This is a genomic window from Microscilla marina ATCC 23134 (assembly GCF_000169175.1).
Lineage (GTDB): Bacteria > Bacteroidota > Bacteroidia > Cytophagales > Microscillaceae > Microscilla > Microscilla marina.
The window spans coordinates 103,421-126,701 of the sequence record NZ_AAWS01000010.1 but is presented as its reverse complement, the minus strand read 5'-3'; the positions used below and the strand labels follow the sequence as shown (position 1 = coordinate 126,701).

Below are 23,281 nucleotides of genomic sequence, written 5' to 3'. Positions count from 1 at the left end.
TTAAGACTATCTTATAATATCAAGTTAGTTTGAAACCCACTTCAACTTTGCAGTATGTGAGGTTGATAATATACTTTTAAATGTAACAATTCTTCTCGAAATCTTCTAAAAATCACGTCTAGAATTTGATGCCTATCATCAATACATCATCTGTTTGTTTATTATTTGCTTTCCATTTGTCAAATTCGTCATCCATCACTCTTTCCACTTGACTTAATCCCAAATTAGCATTATTTTTTATAATTTCCCTAATTCTTCTAGGAGAGAATTTTTTATTTTTGGGTCCGCCAAACTGATCAGGGAAACCGTCTGAAAACAAAAAGAAATAGTCACCTTCTTCGTAGTTTATGGTTGTATTTGTAAACCTAACTCTATTCTTGTACTGGGCGCCTCCAATAGGGAATTTATTACCTTTTATTTCGTACAATTCATTTTTAGATGTAAAGTACAATGGTCGATGAGCCCCTGCATATTCAAGTTGATTTTTCTCCTTATTAATTTTACAAAGGGCTATATCCATTCCATCTTGTGTAGAATTGTTACTTTCGTTTTGTTTAAGTGTTCTAGTTACTCCTTCGTCTAATAGGTCAAGAATTTCGGCTGGGCTTCCTCCGCCTTCTTCTTTTACTATATTGTTGAGCAAGAAATAACCAATCAAAGAGATTAATGCTCCTGGAACACCGTGTCCTGTACAATCTACTGCGGCTAAATAAATATCGCCATTTTTCTCTAAAAACCAAGGAAAATCACCAGAAACCACATCGCGTGGGCGATACATAATAAATGATTCTTCTAAATATTGTTGTATATACCTTGTATCCGGCAGAATGGCTTCTTGGATACGCTTGGCATAGTTAATACTTTCTGTAATTTTCTTATTTTTGTTTTGAATATCTAACTCGATAATCTTACGCTCAGTAATATCATGCGATACCAGTAGTACAGACTCGATGTTGTGTTGATCATTGTATTCAGGAATGGCATTAATCAGCATGTTTCGTTTACCCATAATAGACGGGAACTCAACATCCATATTTATTTTCTTGTTTTTATTACGTACTTCATCTAATATATTACGCCAAGAACTAATGATCTCTTCATTCAAATCAATATCAGAGAGGTGTTTTTGCAAGTATTCATCTTTGCTTTTCCCTGTATATGTCTCAATGATAGGGTTGATATAAAATACCCTTCCTTCTTTATTAATACGTGTAATCAAGTCAGGCGAATTTTCGGATAATGCTTGCATTTGTCCTCTCATTCGCTGCTCTGATTCAGCCCTTCTTCTTTCTGTAATATCCCGTGCATTTACCACAATTCCATTAATTGCCGGGTCAGAAAGTAAGTTGGTGCCGGTTGCTTCCAACCAAATCCATATTTTATCACCATTTTCATCCAGCTGCTTGGTAGCATAACTAAACTGAATGGTTTCTTGTTCATAAGGATTTGCAATTAGTTTTTCAAACATTTGTTCTACGGCAAGAACTCCCTTACGGTGTACATATTTAATGTCTTTTACACCAATCATCTCGTTCTGCGAATAGCCCAAAATCTTCTCTACCGAAGGACTGATATACTTTACAGTTTTATCTTCATCGTAAATGGTAATTACCTCAGAAGCATTTTCAAGTAACAGACGTGTTCTATTACTTGCCTGTTGTACTTCGTCTACTTTTATCTCAAGCTCAGCCTTACTCTTTCTTAATGCTTCGGCAGTAGCTTCTGTTATTTCTGCACTTTGTTGCAAAGCCTTGGTTTTATCCAGCAGCTCTCCACGCATTTTCATTTCATCTTTCAGGTGGCGCTCTGTTGTTTCACGTACTTTGATATTAAATACCGCTCGTGCAATTAAGTCACTTACTTCTTTTACAAAGTTGACTTCACGTTGATTAAACTTTTCAAAGCCCGCAAACTCGAGTACTCCATATACTTTCTCTCCATTTCCATCATCAGTAATCAAAGGAGTAAGTAATATAGATTTAGGTTTACGGTCGCCTAACAATCCAGAAGTGATCGTTACATAGTCGTCTGGAACTTCGGTTCTTAAAATAGTGGCTTGCTCTATAGCAGCTTGCCCTACCAGACCTTCAGCAAACTTGAACTTAACATTTAAATATTTCTTTTTATTATAGGCATAACTTGCATTCATTTCAAGGAACACATCTTCTGGGTCTTCATCGTTTACAGTATAAAAAGCTCCTTGAACTGCACTTATTTTTTTGGCTATATAAGCAATCACTTGCTCTCCAAGTTCTGTAATACCACTTACCCCTCCCAGAATATCACCGATTTCAGCCAAACCAGTTACAATCCAGTTACGCTCGTCGTCACGGTGTGCCGATTGTTGAATGCTATCACGCATGGTAAGCAAAGCTATACCAAGAGTATCTTTGTCGCTTACGGGTTTAAAGTTAGCTTGGTAATCTCCTTCTCCAATCTGCCTGGCAAAGTCAGCTGTTTTCTTCAATGTACCTACCAACTCATTTAACTGTACAGTCATTTCTCCTATTTCATCAGTAGTTGACTGTCTTAGTTTGTCAGGTAGAATACCTTTTGCTAACAGGTTGATTGTATCTTTCAACACCAATAGTGGACGGATAAGAAAACGTGAGAAAGCAAAACCTATTACAATTGACAGTAGTGTAATAACTGCTCCCACAATCAAGAAAGTCTCAAACAACTTGTCAGTAGGTTCGTTTACCTCCTTTTGGTCAACTTTTACAGTAACCCCCCAATCAATGGATTTAATATTACGCCAAGTGGCCAATACCTCTTCTCCACTATAGTCTAATGTGACTTCTGATTTTTTTGTATTTTTATCACGAATTGAGCGCTGAGCAGGAATACCAGTACGGCTTCCTATTCTAATTTTTTCTAAACCAGACTTATGACGTGAAGGGCTCAAGAAGGTTGCATAGTTTCTGTCTTTTTGCACCAACATGGTTTCTCCTGTTGAACCCAACCCTGTCGAGTCTTTTACAAGATTGTAGATATAGTTCAGATTAATTTCATAAATAATCTTGCCTATATTGGCATTGCGGGCATCTGCTCCATCTACTTGGGCAAGCGCGTATAGAGTTCTATTTTTTTGACTTACTCCACTAAACAAAACGCCGCCTTGACTGGTACCTCGCATTACGTCGGTACCAAAACCACGTAGTATGGAGTCAATGTTTTGCCCTCTGTCTTCGGCTTGATACAACAGGCTCCCTGTGTTATCTGTCAAATAAACGTTTTTTACATCTTTATAACCGATGATATTGTTTACAATGATGTTGAGTTGAGTATTGAGTGCTTCTTTTTTCTCGGTAGTAATGGAGGAGTCTTTTTGAGAAAGGTTGGCTTCGGCAAGTATTTTTTGTTGTACAACCTGAAGTTCTTTTCCAAACTGTATTTCGTTTTTGATATTATCGAAAAAGGTCTCGATCTTTTGAGCTTTAAGGTTGGCTACTACATTGATTGCCTCAGCATAACGACTGTTGATGGAGCCCTTACTCAGGTTATAAGCAATAATACTCACCACAATCACAGAGGCAAGCACCACTCCAATAACCAACGCAGTAATTTTAGTACCTATTTTTAGTTTTTTAAACATAACTTAAAACTCAATGTTAGTCTTTAGGCTTGTTTATATTGATTAAGCAGTTATTTTATTCGTTTCTATTTCGTTTGCCAAAAGTAGTGCCACTTCTTTTAAAAAGAGTTCATCTTTTTGATTAAAACTTTGGAAAGAAGCAATTTCAATTACCCCAAGTACTTTTTCTTGTTCGTTTTTGATAGGCACTAAAATCAGATTGGTAGGAGATGATTTTCCTAATCCTGAAATTACTGATATATACCCTTCTGGAATAGAAGAAATATTCACCAGTCTACCATCTTTAGCTACCTGACCAGCAAGTCCTTCACCAAATTCATAAGTAAGGACTTTACTTTCGGGCAAATAGTAAGCATAACCCGCAAAAAGCTCTATTACTTTTAATTCACTTTCTTTTTGCTTGGTCAAGAATATAGCTCCCTGAACAGCTTCCAAGTCATTAGCAACTGTCCAAAGAACTTTTTCCATTTTTTTATGTTGTAAATCAAAGTGTTGTTCCAGAATAGCCCCTACCTCTTGAATACTTTTCACAGATGTATGGCTTTTGGTGATATTGTCTACACCATCTTGATCGGATGAGTATTGGTTTCCTTGATTATTGGAAAAACTTACAATTTGTGTAGAATCTCTCCCTCCTAACAAAAAGAAGAGAAATGCCAGAAAGCCTAGCGTAATTTCTACGCATATCATAATCATGAGTTTCCCCATAGCTTTACCAAGCGTCTTCTTTTGTTCGTCGTCAACAAGTTGTAAGTCGCTTTTCAGGTCACTCATCCAACTGAAGTAATAATTCACTAAAAGAATTACTCCTACAATAAAGGAGACAACCATAACCCCACCTATTATTCTGAAAACCGATTTCATGCAATCATTAGTAATTAAGCAATTTTACAAGTTTTGTGTAACTCAAGTAAAAAGTCAATAATCCGATTCACACTCAGCACATGATCTATTTCTGTAATTTTTATAGCAGAGCTTGGCATTGTGTCAATCAGACATTCTTTGGGGTCTTGTACCAAAGTTAGCCCTCCCCTATCATGAATTTTTTTCATACCAAGTGCGCCGTCTTTATTTGCACCAGACAACAATATGCCAACCAGTTTATCGCGGTAAGCATAAGCTGCTGTCTGCAGCATCATATCAATTGAAGGTCGCGAATTATTGATGAGTTCTTCGGTTGATAAAGCAAAAGTGTTGCCTAATTCTACACAAAGATGATAATTTGCTGGTGCCAGATAAATTTTCCCCCTTTTAATAGTTTCCTTGTCGTAAGGTTCTTCTATTTTGATATTACTTTTAATATTCAGTGCTTCTACAAACCCATTGCGCACATGACGCAATCGGTGTAAACACATCATGATAGGAATATCAAAATCTTTAGGCAAACTACTCAAGATTTTACTTATTACCTGAAAGCTTCCAGCCGACCCACCTATGACAATTGCCTTATATGTTTTTGTTATATTGAAATGAGTCATAAGATACGTAAAGTGTAGTCTTCTGTTAAGAGCAATTTAATCTTTTACTTTTTTATAAATTTTTTCCTCGTTACTTACTACTATAAATTTGTTGGCTATTTCACACCAAATCAAGGATTCTTTTGAACCAACTACTAAGTAACTGTACTTGTATAAGCTTTCGTGAAACATTTTCAGTACCTGATTTTGCAATGTCTGATTGAAATAAATCATCACATTACGGCACAGAATGAGGTCAAATTTAGAAAATGAGGCACCCTCTACGAGGTTATGTGCCTTAAACTGTACCCCCTCAACCAAGGATTTGTCCATTACAGCTTTGTTGTTCTCTTCTTTGTAGTACTTGTCTAAACTAAAATTGCCTTGAAAGCGAATGTAGTTTTTTTGATTAAGCTCCATGTTTTTCAAGGAGTAGGCTCCCTGACCGGCTTTCTCTAAGATGGCAGTGTCTATGTCAGTAGCTACAATCCGGGCACGGTCTAACAAATCCATTTCCTTAAGCAAAATAGCCATCGAAAAGACTTCTTCTCCTGAAGAACAACCCGCATGCCAAATGCTAATGTTTTTGTTGTTCAACAAAATGTTAGGAATCACATTGTCGCGTAGTTCTCTCCAAAACGAAGGGTCACGAAACATTTCTGTAACATTGACAGTGATTTCAGATAAAAAATCATGAAAGAATTTCTCATCGCCCGTTGATAGTCTTTCACAGAGAGCCTCTATTGACGAAAACTTGTACAGTTCTATGATCCGCTGAATGCGCCTTCGGAAAGAAGACATTGCATAATTAGAAAAGTCGTAGTCATAGTTCTTTTTTACTATGTCGACCAATGTGCGTAACTGTGTTATTTCAATCTCTTGCATAATAATTCGCGCATATTGTTACACAAGTGTAAGTAGTGAACATTTATGATTTTTTTATTGATGAAACTCTTCTTGCTTGTATGATTTGAGTATGTAATTGACTTAACTAGCACACTAAATCCCTGACCTGGTATTTCGATGATTTTTGCTTTTTGACTTTACCTCAAGAAACAAACTTCATTTTAAATATGGTAGTACAATTTAGTAGTCAAAGATAGAGTTTTGTAACTCACTTTGTTTGCTATTCACAAGACAATACAGGTACAAACTTTTTGTAATATTAAGAAATAATTTGAAATTATTTTTAATCTGATGTTATATGTTTTGCGATCTTAAAGAAAGAAGCTTGAAGTTAAAATTTCACAATTACTCTACACTTATATAATTTCTAAAACAAATAATTGATGTTATAAATTGAGTCACCCCTGATACATTGTATAAGTGAGTGTTGATTGTCAAAAGTATGTAATAAAGAAAAAACATTTGGTATTTTCTATGTAAAAGTTTGATTAGTATAACAAAACAGACAAGTTCATTTTTTGTTAGTTAGTATTTTACTTATGGTTACTACCATGAATCAATTAAATGTTTAACTTTGTGCTTGTTTTAAACTAATAATTAGTTGAAAATACGTTTGTTAAGTTTTTCTCGCCTTTCCTTATTCATTAATGCATAATAGTTGATTTTTTGGAGAAAACATAATAATATTTTAAACTTTATAAATTACTCTTATCTATGAAGGTGGTTATACCTGTTGCTGGCATAGGAGCTAAACTTCGCCCACATACACACACACAACCTAAAACACTGGTACCTATTGCAGGCAAGCCCATGCTTGCACACATAGTTGATCAACTTATAGAAGGTGGTATAAAGGAGTTTATTTTTGTTTTAGGATATTTAGGTGACAAAATCGAGTCTTTTTTATTGCACGAATATGGCGATCGCATTACTATGGACTTTGTGGTACAGGAACCCAGAGAAGGCTCTGCCCATGCGATATGGATTAGCCGTGAACATATCAAAGATGAAAAAGAAGTGTTGATTGTATTGGGTGATACTATAGCCAATGTAAACCTGGAAGCGATTTTCAAGTCACCCCACTCTATTGTTGGAGTAAAAAAAGTAAGTAATCCACTAAATTTTGGTATTGTAGAAACCAACAAAGAAGGAAGAATTAAACGGCTGGTTGAAAAGCCACGCATTCCTAAATCAAACCTTGCACTAGTGGGTATTTACAAGATTACCAATACCATGACTTTATTAAATGCTATACAGCATTTGATAGAAAATGACATACGCACTAACAATGAGATTCACTTGACAGATGCTCTAATGCAAATGATTAATCAAGATGAACGTATAGATACTATTCAGGTAGACAATTGGTTTGATTGTGGTAAAAAAGAAACGTTGCTTGAGGCAAATGCTATATTGCTGAACTTAAGTGAGTATAGAAATAAAAAATATCCAGAATACCCCAAGACTATTATTATCCCCCCAGTAAGTATAGGCGAAAACTGCCAGATACATCACTCTATTATAGGGCCTAACGTGGCCATTGGTGACAATACCATTATGGAGCACACTATAGTAAAAAACACTATTATTGGCTCATTTAGCCAGTTGAAAGATGTAATTTTAGAAAGCTCTATCATTGGCAATGATACATCACTTACAGGTTTAAACCAAAGCCTAAACATTGGTGATAACGCTGAAATAAACTTAGGTACTCCTCATTAGTCTATTGAGTTACTTCTTAACCACTACCAAACATAAGTGATCATTGGCAGCCTCGTGGTTAAAGTAATAATCTAAAACTTGAGGTTGATGGTTGATCAAGAAATAAAATAAAAAATCTCTCACCTCCTGCTTGGTTATCACTTCTAAATTGTATGTTGCCATATCGACCCACCTATATGAAACACCTATTTTAGAAAGCATTTGATTCATACGATGCAAAAATTTACTTGCCCAGGTTGTCCTATTATTTTTAATTAGATTAAAAGTTTGGCTTACCACTAAAGCCTCTCCTGCGGCCAATTTATTAAACTGGTACAAAAAACTCACAAAAGCCTGCTCTTTGGGATACATAAACTCAAAAATAAGTTGGTTGGCAACACCTGTTTTTTTCGCTAAATGCAGTGCCACACGATTTTTAGTGTGGTACAAGCTTGTCCTGGCATATGTGCCTGATTCAGCAGTTTTTTTTGCTTTATAGTACTTATACATTTGATCATACCAACCGTTGGGCAACGCTTTCTTAGACTTTGGATGCCATTGATGGTAAATAAGCAGGTTTTGAAGAAAACCCTTTGAAACCACGCCTACTTGTTCTAGTTGGCGAGCAAAATCTATGTCTTCGAGCCCCCATAGCTTGTAAAAATCATCGTACCCTCCTATTTTTTCAAAAGCTTCTTTTTGAAATCCCAACACTCCATAGTTGGTTACATCAGAGGTTTTTTTGAGGGTTTTCCACAGGCAAACAGTGTCATCAAATAATAAATGGTGTTGTTTAAATTTTTTTGGTAAGTAATAATAGCTATATCTTATATAGTGGGTAGCTGAAAGGGCAGAATAAGTAACCTCAATAAAGTCAGGTGAAAAAATAAGGTCGATATCTATAGTAACAATATAAGTACCCTTTGTATACTTCATGCCTGTATTGAGTGCCCGCGAACGATTCCAAAACATGCCTCTTGTATCCGTATAAAAATACTGAACAAAAGAGAATGAATTTACCAAATGCTGTACTTGCATGCTATACTTGTCGCTACTACCATAATCTAAAAAAATTAACTCAAAGTTTTGGTTAGTTTGCCAAGCCAACGACTCCAAACATTTTTTTACTCGTGTAATATCACGATTGCGATAAACCACAACTAATGATAATAAAGAAGTAGATGTTGCCTTTTCCAATTGACCAATTATTTAACAATGTATTTGTAACAGGCATACTCATAGGTTTGCATATCTATTTGATGCCCAAGGCTATCTATTTGGTCTAACTGGTACTGTGCCGGAGAGTTATGCTCAACTAAAAAGTCAAGGGTAGTTTGTGGTGGTATCACATCGTCTTGCCCTCCTAGTATGATAGAATAAAATGGCTGAAAAGACGCAACAGTAGTTGGGGTAACTATTTGTTGAATTATTGACTGAAAAGCCAGTGCAGGATTAAACAATAAAGCTTTACATTGCAAATGAGGCGCCAACCAATACCCCATAAAACCTCCTGCCGAACTACCTACAATATAGTTTATCTCACGTTTTTTAGCTCCATCGAGTAAGTAGGTAAAGGTATGTGGATTTTCTCGGTAATTTAACTGAGGAGCCCACACATTGTCGGCAATGCTTTGTAACACAGCCACTTTGTCGGGGCGTGGACTACTGTCTAAACCATGAATATATAATAAGTTCATCGGGTAGTTATTTTTAAAGTGTTCCGTCCCACTTCCACCAATAATATACAGGAAGTAGAATTAAAATAATGGTAGTGAGTATACTCACCCAACGCATCTTACGTGCTAAGCTTGCGTGTTGCTGGTGTAGTCTTGGCTTAAATATTTGCAACAGAAACGCCCCAAGCAATGCCCCAGCCAGCAGGTAATATCCACCAAAAAAGACATATCCGATCAGGTAGTGCTTTGCCCAAAATATATCATACAAACAATTATGTGACGGTAAACCATAAATGTACTTTACAAAAAACTGCTTGAGGCTATAGATGCCTGAAGTAATAAAGGCAAAACCCAATATAAGGTTTAGCCAAGCCAAGCGCTTACTAGTTAGCAAAATAGTGGTTAGCCCTGCACCACTCACCCCAAATACCCACAACCAAGATGATGTAAAGTCGTTGCCAAATAAAGTAAAATAACCTGTTTTACCACTTTGAGCAACAAAAGTAACACTACAACAGGTAGCAATTACATCAGGTTTTATATGATAGAAAAATAACACGGTATAAACCAGCTCTACTCCCAGTAGCAAAAATACAGGATAAATCAACCAATACTTTATTGGGGTAAGAGGGTAGGTAGGTTCACTGTTGTCTAAATAATTTAGTAACAAATAAGCAATGTACAATAGCATTGCTCCCATTTTGATATATAATAAAGGTTTGCCATAACTATTCACCCCTAAAACTCCATCGGCACACATGGCACCTTTGATTACGCCTGTTAGGTGATGGTTGGCAACATTGAGAAACATCAACAGAGCTGCTACCTGAAATATAAGCACAAACTGTACAATAGAGCCTACCAAGTAGCTTCTGCGCTCCAGCATGAGTTGCTCCTCACTGAAACCGTTTACAGACCACCGTTTAATGATCTGGCTACTGAGTAAAGCGGCTCCGGCTAATAATACAAAAGAGCTTAACTGTGACAATAATAAAGCAATTACCCAATAATCTGTGAGCATATTTTATCCCGTTTCTTTTATCTGTAAATCAGGTGTAGTGTTATGAAATCATGGCAAATTTACATTTATTTTTATATACAAAAAGCCAGGCTTCATAAAGCCTGGCTTTGGTAATGTATTATAAATAAAGTGTTGTTATCGGTTTACCACTAGTTTTTTAGAGGCTATCAACGAACCCTGAGTAACCCGAATAATATAGATGCCCGCTTTCAGGTTTTTAACAGGAAGTACTACACGATTTAAACCAGCATTGGTTTGCACAGTAAATTTATTAGTTTGTACTCCCATAATACTAGAGATTGATACGGTAGCCTCCCCCAGTTTTGGAGACTCAAACTGCAGTACAGCATTATCTGAACTGGTAGTAGCAGGGTTAGGAATTAGCTTGAGTTTCATGTCGTTTAAGGCATCTATGCTCACTTTTACAATTGGGCTATAGCCAAAAGTATTATTTACAGTAAATGCTTTTAAACGATAAAATACCACTTGCTGTCCTAAAGGTAAGTCGGTATCTACATAATTATAAGGAGTAGGTGTATCAGAGTAGCCTTTGGCATTGATATTTGCCAAGGTTTTAAACTCACCTCCGGCAACCGCCCTCTCTATTTCAAAACGTGCAGCTCCTTGCTCACTTAAGGTAATCCAATCTAAAAACACCTTATTACCTCTCAATATTCCGTTGAGCTCTATCAAACGAATGTTCAAAGGAATACCCAGTACAGTAGGGTTACCTGTCAACTCACAGTTAGTACTTTGCAACACACTTCTTACCTGTGGGTCGGTGGAGTTGGTACATTCACGAAACGAGATAAAGTCTATACCAAAGTCATTACCATTGGCAGTAGCCGAAATGTTTTCTATACATAAATTGATCTGATTCACATCGTAGCCTTCTACACCAGCATCAGGTGCTTTGTAAATACAACGCATGGGCACCCACTGGTCAGGGCTTTCAGGCAAAAACACATCTGAATTCAAGATTTTAAGATCTATGTTGTTAGTGCCACAAGCACGGGCAGCTCCATAAGGAACACTTGGTGCCAATTCAGGATAACTAATCCCTCCTGATCTACCATTTACCCCAGGGTGAATAGGACGATGCACTACATTGGCCGTAGTTTCGGCTGCAGTAATAGCCCCTATGCTTCCAGGATGAGCCGTTTCATACAATGTGGCATCTGCGGGGGTGAGGGTTACTCCTTTGCTACCGGCAGAACCATCGTACAGAGGATTGGTGGCGGTTCCTTCACATACTGTAATTCGTAATTGGGGGTCGTCTAGCGCACTACGATCAGTTGGGATCAAACTATTGAACCAGGCACTGAACACATAAAAATTACCTGGAGTAAGTGTATAAATAGTTTGGCACCAAAATTTACCCCTTTGGCGACGACCATTTACAATCAACAAGTTGGCATCATTGCCGTGGCTGGTCTCTATAGTATTAGGGCTTACATAAGGACAAGCATCAGAACCTACCCCTCCCCCTGAGGTACAGTAAGAACCATTAGGTCCCCAACCAGTGTAGGGATATCCATAGGCATAAAAAGCAGAGTGCACATTATTGGCAGTATTTGCCACACTATAATATCCTTCTGGGTTCAGCTCATTCCGAGTGGATACACCATTTACATCAGGGCGATAACCATATTCACTGGCAAAAACCTGCACTCGTTGCTTAGCATTGAGTAAAGTGGTGCTGGTGTTGCTTCCCGAATAGGTTTTATCAAAGGCGGTAAAGTGTCCATCTCTTACCCGTTCGTCTCCTAAGGTACACTGCAAATAAGGAAAGATACTAATCTTCCCCTGCACTGCATCATTAGAATTGGTGCTAATTACCCGGATATAATAAGTAGTTGGTATAATGTTACCTGCCCCATCGTTTCTGGTTTGGAAAGTAATCGTTTCTTTTCCTTCACCTACTGAGTTGGCACAAGCCACCAGGTTGAGCGTACTACAGTCCGCCCCAGTTTGTTCATAAATAGCCACCCCTACATTGACTACATCAGGGTCTAACGATTTAATGGCATCACCATCGTCGTTGTCATATACTACAGTAATGGTAGAATCAATATCGGCGGCTGTGGTAAATCTAGCCCATACATCTTTTCTGGCAGCCCCTGAAAGTACGCAGTTTGAAATCACGGCAGAGTTAGAACCATCCAAAGAGTAAGACGATTCTATGTTGAACTGCTCATCGCTGGTGCCAATGGCAAGTGTAGGTGCAGCGCTGCAATTATCAGAGGCAAGACTGGTTCCTTCAAACACACATAACCTACCATAAGTGCCCGTATTGTTTGCCGAAATGTTCATCATCCTGATATAGTACTGCACACCAGCCGTAGCAGCGAAAGTAAGCTTTTCCACCCCTTCAGCTCCTGCACCAATGTCATTGGCACAAGCCACAAAAGTAAGGGGACCACCACAGGTACCACTATACACTGCAATTGCCACATCGTTGGCAGCTGATAAGTCTTGATTTTCGTTGCCATACTCAATGGTATGGGTAGCTGTATTGATCGCCGAGAAAGTAGACCAGGCATCGGCAGTAACCGCACCAATAGGACAAGCTCCCAAAGGCTCTCCTGAGTCGGTAAAATTGGTCAAGTCGCTGGCACAAGCCGCACTACTTTTCAATATATTCATTCTCAAACCGCAATCTCCCACTTCAATGGTATTTGCCGAAGCACAAGTATTGGTAGATATTTTGGAAGTAACCGCTACGGGTGGTACCGTGCTGCTATTGTACACACAAATGTAGCCAGTCATTACTCCTCCGTTGGCACTGCTCGTATTTACTACCCGGATGTAATAGGTGGCTCCATTGGTAGTGTTAGATACGGTTACTTGTTCGGATTGAACTCCTGTATAGTTACAGTTTTGTCCGGAACAAGCTTCCAAAGTTCTTGCTCCACAACCAGTACCCCTTGATATTTCAATGAATGCATTGCTGTTGGGGTCAGTGCTTTCATAAGTAATGGTTACATTTCCTCCATTTCCGGTAAAACGCGCCCAGGCATCTTTTTCTACGGCAAATGGCCCTCCACTACAGCCTCCATCAGCGTTAGGGCTTGACGCAGTATAAGAAGCAGGCAAATCAAATAATACATTACACGAACCTACAGGTATTTCTTGGATGTCAGCATCATTGCAATCATCTCGGTTTACTACATTGGTTACACAGACTTTTCCTGTCATATCGCCCGATGCAGTCACATTGATCACCCTTATAAAATAAGAGTCCCCAGGTACAGTAGTGATTTCCAGGTCTTCGGTACCACCTGTTCCTGTACCAGTCACTAAGTTCGAACAACTTAATAAAGTAAGTGAACTACAGTCACCAGAGTAAACAGCCAGCACAGCATCTTGTCCCACATCGTATTTATATTGTATACGGGTTTGAGTGGTTAAAGCTTTAAAGTTCATCCAACCATCGCGATAGTTGGCAGGTGCACCAGCACAAGCGGGAAGACTACGACTTTCGTTATCAATAAAGCCAGTATTGGTTACATTAAAATCTACATCACAGTCACCTACCCCAATGCCTATCGAAGTAAAACATAAATCTTCTTTGGTAAGTGTACCATCAACTAAACACAAAGTACCATTGATGGTAGAAGCATCGGTTGGGTTACTCACATTGACTATACGCACATAATAAGTATCATTGGCTGGGGCAGTAAAAGTAATGGTTTCTATTCCTTCGGTGACTACATTCGAGCACTCCAGGCGATTTGCGGGAGCAACCCCTGCCCGGTATACCTCCAGTGCTGTAGTAGTGGCAGTAGAAGGGTCGTTGTTGTCATTGTTGTATTTCACAGTCACTACTTGTCCATTGGTAGCCGTAAAAGCTCCCCAGGCATCAGAAGGAATACCTGGTGGGGATGCACAAGGAATAGTAGTTGATCCATCATTTTGATTAAAAGCACCACCACCAGCAAATAAGTTAAACTGTATGTTACAATCACCAATTGTTAAGAGGTTGGCTGCTGCATTGGTGCCATTATCATAGGCTCTTTTGGTACTGTTGTACAAACATAAAACACCTTCCATATTTCCAGTATTGTTCATATTAATAACCCGAATATAGTAGGTAGCAGTAGTGGAGGCAGTAAAATCTACTTTGACAAAAGGCGAAGAAGTATTATTTCCATCATAACAAACCTCTTGAACTCCTCCTCCGGCATCTAAATCTACATCAGGGCCTCCGTTTTCCCGATAAATTACGATGGCTGGAAACACACTGCTATTATCTGCCTGATACTCTACCGACAATACATCTCCGGCGGTGGCATCAAAAGTAACCCAAGCGTCTTTATTTACCGCAGCATTGGCGGTTGGGGTAATCGTGCTACAGCTTCCCCCAGGATCGGCAATGCCACTTTCGGTTCCATTTACATCAAATCGAACATTACAAGAATTTACGGACAACTTTCTGGCAGCAAGAGCAGTGGCGGCATCATCGCTGGTGTACTTTTTCGTAACACAGAGAAAACCCTCCATGGAGGAACCCCCAAATACATTCATAATACGAATGTAATAAGTAGTACTGGCAGCTAATCCGGTAGCTTCAAATTCATCGAGGTTGGCAGCTGAATTTACACAAGTACCCACCTGGGTAAGCCCGCCACAGGTACCACTATAAATGGCAATGGCAGCATCTTGTCCCCCACTATTATTGGTGTAACGAATCAGGTAATCTCCGGCATCGTCTGTAGTAAAAGACGCCCAAGCATCTTTAGAAGAGACACAGCCTGCAACGGGTTCTCCTGAATCTGTAAATGTAGAGGGAATATCAAATAAGACATTACAATCTCCCACATTGATTGATTTGGCTTCTGTACAAATGTCTCCGGCGAATTGTACAGGTGGGATAATCTGGGCAATGGTGGCGTTACTTAATACCACTGCCAAGAGTAAAACGAGTGTTCTTTTAAGGAAGTAACAACTATACATTAATTTCAGATATTTTAGGGTAAAGCTTTTCAGGCTTTGAGTTGATTAAAAAAATTACTTACAAGCAAAGAAATTTACCTGCAAAGATGTTTTACGTATAAACTGGGCTATTCTGTTAACGATAAATTCTTGTTCTGGATAATTGGTAACTACTTTTTAACATTTGCTTTGTAGTATTAGGAGTATTGATAAAAGCAATTACTACCAAAAAATCCGGTGTGCAAAGCCGTATTACTCAAATTTACTGATTTCTGTACAGTCGTATTTGTTATTAACAAAATTATAATTACGCTCATTAGTTTTTTTATGAATAAACCCATTTATTGCCTGCTCAATAGGTTTCTTTCAAGTAATGGGTAAATTTTTTTTAAGTTTCTGGCTCACCTGTTTTGCTTCACTTCCAATGGTGTGGGCTCAGCTCGAGAACCCAGCAATGGGTGGCAGGGCAAAAGGTATAGCCAACGCCTCAGTAGCAGTGCGTGATCATTGGGCTTTATTTAATAATATAGGGGGATTGGCTGGAATAAAAAAATATACAGGACAGATAGCCTACAATAACCGTTTTGGAATTGCCAACTTTCAAACTTTTGCTTTGGGTATTACGGCTCCAGTCAAAGTAGGGGCAGCAGGTCTCAGTGTCTCTCGGTTTGGTGATAACCTATACAGCGAACAACGGATTGGGATAGGATATAGCCACCAAATAAAGAATGTAAGTCTGGGGGGCAAAGTTAACTATGTACAGGTGAGTATTCAGGATTTAGGGAGCAAAGGCACACTGGTATTCGAGTTTGGCGGTATTGCCCGACTAAGTAAAGAAGTGCTATTTGGAGCACATATTTATAATTTTAACCAAGGGGTATTTAATACCGCTTTGGGTGAAGAAGAAAAGCTTCCGGTAATTATGAAAGCAGGTATATCTTACCAGCCTTTGAGTGCACTCATGATTAATGCAGAAACTGAGAAAAACATAGACCTACCAGCTACTTTTAAAGTTGGACTAGAGTATGAAATAGTGCCTCAAATATATGTCCGTACTGGTATACAAACCCAACCAATGACCAATTACTTTGGAGTAGGCTTTCAGCCCAAAAGGTTTCATTTAAATTATGCCCTCACTACCAACAATCTACTAGGCATCTCACATCATCTGTCATTTACTTATCAACTAGGTAAAAAATAGTCTTTTAACCTTTTTTTTATATGTTTAGTTATTTTTTATCAAAACAACAACACAAGTTACTTGCCCTCTTTATTGTGCTACTTGTTGGGAGTTTTTTTAGTACTGTAAGGGCTCAAGATTACCCACGCCCGGCTATAGATATTGATAATTTCATTCAAGAGCTTTTTTCAGTACAAAGCGAAGATATCAACTACGAAGATGTATATGAAACACTTTTTCAGTTTTACCGGAGCCCTCTGAACCTCAACACCGCCAGTCGCGAAGATTTGGAATCGTTGTTTGTGTTATCTGAACTACAAATCAATAGTTTGCTCAAGCACATCAATATCAATGGTAAGCTGTTAAGCATCTATGAAATACAAGCCATTCCTCACTTCGACGCCACTACTATTTACCGTTTGCTGCCTTTTGTATTTGTTCGTCCGGCGGGCTTATACATCGATGCCCGCCCACTTTGGCAACGCATTTTACGGGAACGGGAAAGTAATTACTTGATTTTGCGTTATGACCGCGTGTTGCAAAAGAAAAAAGGTTTTACCCCTGCCGACACCAACTCTAAAGGTGAACCCAATAGTCGTTATGCAGGCTCACCCGGCAGAATGTATACCCGCTATAGGATAAGTCACCGCAAAGACTTCAGTTTGGGGTTTACTGTAGAAAAAGATGATGGCGAACAGTTAACTTGGGATACCCGTACCCGACGTTATGGGGCTGATTTTCTCTCTTTCCACGCATTTGTTGAGAATCAGGGCAGACTCAAAGCTTTGGCGCTGGGCGATTATCAACTACAGTTTGGGCAAAGCCTTCTATTGGCAGGAGGGTTTAATATAGGCAAGGGGGCAGAAACAGTACAAACCATTCGCCGGAGTAACCTGGGCATACGACCTTATACTTCTACGCTCGAATCAGGCTTTTTTAGAGGAGTAGCTGCCACCTATCAATTTAACAGGATCGAAGTAACCGGGTTTTATTCTTATAACTTAATGGATGCCAATGTACTGAATAGTGGTGATACACTTTCGCAAACTGAGGCTTTCATTCAATCTTTTCAAACCAGTGGGTTTCACCGGACAGCCACCGAAATCAATGCCAAAGGCAATATAGGCGAACGCATTGTGGGCAGTAATGTACTGTATAGGAGTAAGGATCGTAACTTTCAGGCAGGCGCTATTATGCTGCATACACGCTACAGCAAAGAGTTAAAACGTGAAGACCGGATTTACAATAGGTTTGAGTTTAACGGTCAAGAGAATTACAACCTTGGTGCACACCTGAGCTATAATTGGCAAAATTTCACTTTTTTTGGCGAAGGGGCTCAGTCTAAAAGTGGTGGAAGAGGTGCTGTAGCGGGGTTTGTATCAAGTTTGGCACCCCATATAGAATTGGCAATGCTTTATCGTAACTTCGACAAAAATTTTCATAGTTTTTATGGTTCGGCACTGGGCGAAGGTAGTCGCAACATCAATGAAGAAGGCATCTACTGGGGAATCAAGGTAAGACCATTCAAAAAAATTCAGTTGGCAGCATACTACGACCGCTTTCGTTTTCCCTGGCTTAGATTCCAGGCAGACGCCCCCTCCAGTGGTCATGAGTTTCTGGCCAGAGCCAGTTATAAATTTTCTCGTCAAGTTCAGCTATTTGGGCAATACAGAGAGGAAGTCAAACAAAAAAACCAACCCAATAATAGCAGCAATATCGATTTTTTAATCAACACCACCCGCCGCAATTATATTATCAACTTAAACTACCGTATGCCCAGAACACTTACTTTACACTCCAGACTACAGATGAGCTCTTACCAGGAAGGTGACATGCCGATCACCCAGGGATACGCTCTGGTACAAGATGTAGGCTTTAAAGTTGGTAAGTTTACTATTGATATACGCTTTAGTTTGTTTGATACCGAAGATTTTAACAATCGTCAATATGTGTTTGAAAAAGATGTATTATGGGCTTTCTCTATCCCTGCCTATAGTGGGGTAGGCTTTCGAAATTATGCATTGGTACGCTACAGGCTTAGCCGAAAAATAAATATTTGGCTACGGTATGCACAATTTAGTTATCGTAATCAAAACACGGTAGGTTCAGGTTTAGAAGAGATACAAGGCAGTGTACGATCGGAGATAAAAGCACAGGTAAGAATAAAGTTTTAGTATAAACTAACCCATATCCTGCAATATGGGTTAGTTTATAGATGCATTGTTTTACTTTTTAATACTATTCAAGACTTGACCTATGGCGTTGTCGTGCGCATCGGTTTTGCCCTTTACACCTATGGCAAACACAAACAACACATTGTTGCCGTTTTTTACAAATAACAAACCTACCTCTACATCTTGCCCTTCTACCTGTCCGGTACCTTCTCCCATAAAAGCATCCATACCATTGATTTTGGTTTCTTTGCCCTCTCCTTTTTCTTTAAAGTTCTTTACTACGCTTTTAATTTGCTTTTCGGCCTCAGCTAATGCAGCATCAAAAGCGCTTGCCGGGATATTTACAAAAGTCATGGCCACATTTTCGTCGGGAGTTACCATTGTCAATATATCATCACCGTCTACTTCGTGTTTCCAGGTGGCAGGCACCGTTATCTTAAGACCACTTTTATGGGTCAACTGGGTTTGCGCTTTTACAGTCATTGATCCCACAAAAAACAGGACCAATGCAAGAGATAGTTTAGAGAATAGGTTCGTTTTCATTTTTTTAATATTAGTTTGTAAAGTTTTCATTACAAACGACTTCAGACAACATTGGTTGTTATATAAGAAACTATTTCCAGGGGTTCGAATAAGTGGCAAACCATATTGTAATTCGATCGGGTACCAAAGAGATATCACCAAAACGTTTTTTAAGTTTTTTACGGGCTTTTTCAGCATTTTTTTTGTTAGTAAAGTCTCCCGCTTTCACAATATAGTTAGGGTTTTTGAACGTCAAATAAGACCTCCAGTTACCATAATTTTTGTATATAAGTTCGCGGGTTCTTACTGCTTTTTTATGCGAAACTCCCCGGTATACAATAATCCGGTACCCTGCCATTCTTTTCAGGGTTTGGGTAGGCTCTCCATCTGGAAACCAACCCGCAAAAACTGAATCAAGGCGGGCATTGACCACATAAGGCAACAAAGGTAATGGTGTATTGAGATGTATAACGACTGAATCGCTGGGGATGGCATTGGCAGGGTGATAACTGAACCTAAACAGGTTGTATTCACGGGCTCTTATAAAAACACTATCTGGGGTAGTAGTAGGATCAGTTTGGGCTTGTAAAGGAGCATAAGTACCGTTGATGCCAACTATTGCACAATAGCAAAGTAACCACTGCAGATAAAAAAATTTCGATTTACGTAACAACATTTTCTTTATTATTTTTAGCATTTAATCTCAAAGCGCAACTTTTACATTCAAAAAAAAGTTTGTATTATTATACATATTTTGGTTTAAATACCACAAACTGCAACAAACATTATGGGAATATTTAAAAGAATAAAGGATATAGTCAAGTCTAATGTGAATGATCGTCTGGACAAAATTGAAGAAAAAAACCCAGAAAAGATGATCAAACAAGTAGTAACTGACATGCAAAAAGCGGTAGCTCAGGCAACATCGGCTTTGGCAACGGCTATGAGCCAGGAACGAAAGATGGAGCATGAATATAAGAAAAATGCCAGTGCTGCTAAAAACTGGGAGCATAAGGCGATGCAGGCTTTGCAGGCTGGTAACGAAGATGTTGCCCGTCAGTGTTTATCAAAAAAGAGCGAAGCCGAAACCCAAGCCAATCAATATAAAACAATGTTTGAGCGCTCGCAGGCCGATACTGTAAAGCTACGTGAACAGGTACAAGACCTGAAAACTAAGCTTCAGGATGCTAAAAACAAGGAAAGCATGCTCATTGCTCGTGGAAAAGCGGCTCAAGCCCGCACCAAAATGGCAAAAGAGCTAGGCAATGGTGTTGACGCAGAAAGTGCTTTGGGCAAGTTTGACAAATACGAGGAAAAAATTATGAAGGCTGAAGCCGAAGCCGAAGCTTACGAAAGTTTGGGCAGTGCAGACAAAGCACTAGACGACGAAATAAAACAAATAAGTACTGACAATAATGTAGATGATGACTTGGCGAAGCTCAGAGCCAAAATAAACAATCAGGGCACTGATCAGTAGTCGTTTTCATAATATTCTCTAGTGTTGCTTTGCTTTTGATCCACACTCAATGAATAAAATCTTTAGCAGAAGCCCCAACCTTTTTCACCAAAGGCGGTGGCTTCTGCTTTTTTATTTTTGGATACCTGTTTTCAAAGCTTGCGCTGAATAATTTCTCAATTTTGATAAATTTGCCTTAAAGGTGCAAACAGGTAAATGAATCATTTCCCTGATTAAAATCATTCACGTTGACGGCGTTTGGGTATGGCCAGTTTTATTTCGTCTACTCCAATAATTATTTTACGATCTTTGTATAAACCCCCAATGGCTTTTTTAAATACTTTTTTACTCATTTGCAGTTGTTCATAAACCTCTTCAGGGGCGCTCTTGTCCGACAGTGGCAGCTTACCACCACGCTCATTCAACACGCGCAAAATAGTTTCTGCTGCAGGTTCTACTTGCCCATAACCATCGGGTTGCAAACGTACATCTACCCTAAAGTCATCCCAACGGATCTTCTTTACATAGCCTTTGGTCTGTTCACCAGGCTCAAGGTTACGAAAAACCTCATTTTTGTATAACAAACCCAAAAACTGCTTGTTTACAATGACCTGATACCCCATATAGGTAGAGTCGCATACTGTAATATCTACTTCTTGCCCTTCCTCCAGTTCAGTAAGTACGCTGTCTTCGAGATAACGCCCCACCTTAGTAGTAGACACTATACGATTGGTTTTGTCGTCTACGTATATCCGCACCAAGTAATGAGAGCCTGTATACACTTTACGTTTTTGTTCGCTATAGGGCAACATTAAGTCTTTGGGTAAACCCCAGTCTAAAAAAGCCCCCACCTTAGACACTGCCACCGCTTTGAGGTAGGCAAACTCCCCTACCTTGGCTTTGGGCGTATCAGTAGTTGCTACAATGCGGTCTTCGGAGTCAAAATATACAAAAGCTTCTATTTCGTCGCCTATTTGGGCATCTTCGGGTACATACCTGGCAGGCATCAATACTTCTGTTCCATCATCGTCTATCAGATAGACACCAAAATCTACTTCGCGGTTAATTCTTAAGCGATTATGTTCGCCATATTTTATCATAGTAATTCAAACTTCAGAGTAAAGGTTATAAATCATTATTAATCAACGATGTAAGCATAGCCCTCAACGTCAAATCAATCACAACCCAATAATAAAGTGGCAAGTTAACACAAATTGCGCATGAGGACACGCGCAATCGATATAAAAGTAAGGGTTGATATAGAGCGCACCTATAACAAAGCTGCCTTTAGTTGCGCATAAATTTCGTCTACATTCAACTCATCTACCGAGTCTACCTTGCGGCAAACCTCCAGTAAAAACTCGTTTTGACGATTGCCACGCTTATGCGCCTCTGCATAAGAGATAGCAGGGTTAAATGTAACCATAGAGTATTTGGAGTGATAATCGTCGTATTTGTTTTCGAGCATACGCTCTAACTGTCGCTTACGCAAAAAAGCCGGATCAGCTACTCCATCGCGCATTTCGTAAAAATTTTCTACCGCAAGGGTTGCAATCGCGTCTGAATTGGCTTTACGCAACGCCTGATACTCCTCAAACACTTTTTGCCAACCTTCGTTGCCATACTTCTCCAGACATTCGTCAAAAGCAATACAATCTTCAAATGAGGCATTCATTCCTTGCCCATAAAAAGGAACAATGGCATGGGCAGCATCGCCTACCAGTACTGCCTTGCCGCCAAAATGCCAGGGATAACAGCGTACAGTGCCCAACAAACCAGTAGGGTTGTCGAAAAACTCTTGGGTAAGCTCAGGCAAATAAGGTACTGCATCAGCAAAAGTTGTCTCAAAAAATGCTTTGACTTTGTCGGGCGTATCTAAGGTAGCAAAACTATTCTCACCCTCGTTTGGAAAAAACAAGGTGCAAGTAAAACTTCCATCCAGGTTGGGCAAAGCAATGAGCATATAAGAACCCCGTGGCCAAATATGTAATGAGTTTTTATCAATCAAAAAAGCGCCTGCTTCACCTGAAGGAATTGTCAGTTCTTTGTAGCCATGCACCAAAAACTCGGTGTTATTTTGAAAGCCATCTTGTCCCTTTAGGCACCCATCTATAGCAGCTCTAATCGCCGAACCAGCTCCATCGGCACCAATGATCACCTCACCCTTTATTTGACGGCTTTCGCCTGATTGGGCGTTTTTTAACTCAATGGTACCCGCCTCAAAATCTACAGATTCGCAAGCTTCGTTAAACATGAAATTTACCTTGTCGTAACTTTCAGCTATGTTCATCAAGGCAATATTTAACCCCCCTCTTGAAATAGAGTTGATATACTCAGAATCGTTTTTGCCATAAGGCACAAAAGTAAGGGCACCCTCTATGCTATGCAACATGCGCCCTCTCATAGGAATAGCATCAGCAAGAATTTTTTTGGCAATGTTGGCACGTTCCAACGCTCGAATGCCTCGATGCGACAAAGCCAGGTTGATTGACCTTCCGGCGCTGATGTCTGCCTTACGCATATCAGGTCGTTTTTCGTATACTTCTACCTGAAACCCACGACGTGCCATGTAAATAGACAGTAAAGAGCCAGCTAATCCAGCTCCAACAATGATAATTTTCTGATTAGAATCCATGATAAGCAATTACAAATTATTCA

Annotated in this window: 16 protein-coding genes; 4 read left to right on the top strand and 12 right to left on the bottom strand. The window is 39.2% G+C overall.

Annotation, left to right across the window (positions count from 1 at the left end; all coding sequences use genetic code 11):
• Window positions 1-118 precede the first annotated feature (118 nt).
• The 4 genes from M23134_RS11080 to M23134_RS11065 are packed head-to-tail and all read right to left on the bottom strand — an operon-like array spanning window position 119 to window position 5,937.
• The gene (locus M23134_RS11080) at window positions 119-3,595 is read right to left on the bottom strand and encodes a PAS domain S-box protein (protein ID WP_002695999.1); all 3,477 of its coding nucleotides are present in this window, start codon (window positions 3,593-3,595) and stop codon (window positions 119-121) included.
• A 42-nt stretch (window positions 3,596-3,637) separates the two neighbouring features.
• Window positions 3,638-4,459 (bottom strand): GAF domain-containing protein, encoded by an 822-nt coding sequence (locus tag M23134_RS11075; protein WP_045113383.1) that lies wholly within the window; start codon window positions 4,457-4,459, stop codon window positions 3,638-3,640.
• 14 nt (window positions 4,460-4,473) lie between these two features.
• Entirely contained in the window at window positions 4,474-5,073 is a 600-nt protein-coding gene (locus tag M23134_RS11070) for a chemotaxis protein CheB (protein WP_002695997.1), read from the bottom strand.
• A 36-nt stretch (window positions 5,074-5,109) separates the two neighbouring features.
• Window positions 5,110-5,937, bottom strand: a complete 828-nt coding sequence (locus M23134_RS11065) for a CheR family methyltransferase (RefSeq protein ID WP_002695996.1) — start codon at window positions 5,935-5,937, stop codon at window positions 5,110-5,112.
• A 735-nt stretch (window positions 5,938-6,672) separates the two neighbouring features.
• Between M23134_RS11065 and M23134_RS11060 the strand changes: the two genes are divergently transcribed.
• The gene (locus tag M23134_RS11060) at window positions 6,673-7,680 is read left to right on the top strand and encodes a sugar phosphate nucleotidyltransferase (protein WP_002695995.1); all 1,008 of its coding nucleotides are present in this window, start codon (window positions 6,673-6,675) and stop codon (window positions 7,678-7,680) included.
• A 9-nt stretch (window positions 7,681-7,689) separates the two neighbouring features.
• On the opposite strand, the gene M23134_RS11055 is transcribed toward M23134_RS11060, so the two are convergent.
• From M23134_RS11055 to M23134_RS11040, 4 genes are all read right to left on the bottom strand, one after another.
• Window positions 7,690-8,856 (bottom strand): glycosyltransferase family 2 protein, encoded by a 1,167-nt coding sequence (locus M23134_RS11055; protein ID WP_075164013.1) that lies wholly within the window; start codon window positions 8,854-8,856, stop codon window positions 7,690-7,692.
• Window positions 8,857-8,864: 8 nt separating this feature from the next.
• A complete protein-coding gene (locus tag M23134_RS11050; RefSeq protein ID WP_002695991.1) occupies window positions 8,865-9,356 on the bottom strand; it encodes a YqiA/YcfP family alpha/beta fold hydrolase in 492 nt (163 codons plus the stop codon).
• Between the two features lie 13 nt (window positions 9,357-9,369).
• A complete protein-coding gene (locus tag M23134_RS11045; RefSeq protein ID WP_002695990.1) occupies window positions 9,370-10,356 on the bottom strand; it encodes a hypothetical protein in 987 nt (328 codons plus the stop codon).
• Window positions 10,357-10,491: 135 nt separating this feature from the next.
• On the bottom strand, window positions 10,492-15,312 hold the full coding sequence (locus tag M23134_RS11040) for a T9SS type A sorting domain-containing protein (RefSeq protein WP_082226543.1): 4,821 nt from the start codon (window positions 15,310-15,312) through the stop codon (window positions 10,492-10,494).
• Window positions 15,313-15,664: 352 nt separating this feature from the next.
• Between M23134_RS11040 and M23134_RS11035 the strand changes: the two genes are divergently transcribed.
• The gene (locus M23134_RS11035; RefSeq protein WP_053337288.1) at window positions 15,665-16,492 is read left to right on the top strand and encodes a PorV/PorQ family protein; all 828 of its coding nucleotides are present in this window, start codon (window positions 15,665-15,667) and stop codon (window positions 16,490-16,492) included.
• A gap of 20 nt (window positions 16,493-16,512) precedes the next feature.
• Window positions 16,513-18,645, top strand: coding sequence for a ComEA family DNA-binding protein (locus tag M23134_RS11030; RefSeq protein WP_002695985.1), 2,133 nt, complete (start codon window positions 16,513-16,515; stop codon window positions 18,643-18,645).
• A gap of 51 nt (window positions 18,646-18,696) precedes the next feature.
• Here the strand turns inward: M23134_RS11030 and M23134_RS11025 are convergent, their stop codons facing one another.
• Together M23134_RS11025 and M23134_RS11020 are read right to left on the bottom strand one after the other, a co-directional pair.
• A complete protein-coding gene (locus M23134_RS11025; RefSeq protein ID WP_157558436.1) occupies window positions 18,697-19,188 on the bottom strand; it encodes a hypothetical protein in 492 nt (163 codons plus the stop codon).
• Between the two features lie 70 nt (window positions 19,189-19,258).
• A complete protein-coding gene (locus M23134_RS11020) occupies window positions 19,259-19,843 on the bottom strand; it encodes an SPOR domain-containing protein (RefSeq protein WP_045113381.1) in 585 nt (194 codons plus the stop codon).
• 111 nt (window positions 19,844-19,954) lie between these two features.
• Between M23134_RS11020 and M23134_RS11015 the strand changes: the two genes are divergently transcribed.
• A complete protein-coding gene (locus M23134_RS11015) occupies window positions 19,955-20,644 on the top strand; it encodes a PspA/IM30 family protein (protein ID WP_002695982.1) in 690 nt (229 codons plus the stop codon).
• A 218-nt stretch (window positions 20,645-20,862) separates the two neighbouring features.
• Here M23134_RS11015 and M23134_RS11010 read toward each other — a convergent pair whose 3' ends face one another.
• Together M23134_RS11010 and M23134_RS11005 are read right to left on the bottom strand one after the other, a co-directional pair.
• Entirely contained in the window at window positions 20,863-21,723 is an 861-nt protein-coding gene (locus tag M23134_RS11010) for a CvfB family protein (protein ID WP_002695981.1), read from the bottom strand.
• Between the two features lie 170 nt (window positions 21,724-21,893).
• Window positions 21,894-23,258, bottom strand: a complete 1,365-nt coding sequence (locus M23134_RS11005) for an FAD-dependent oxidoreductase (protein WP_002695980.1) — start codon at window positions 23,256-23,258, stop codon at window positions 21,894-21,896.
• Window positions 23,259-23,281: the final 23 nt, after the last annotated feature.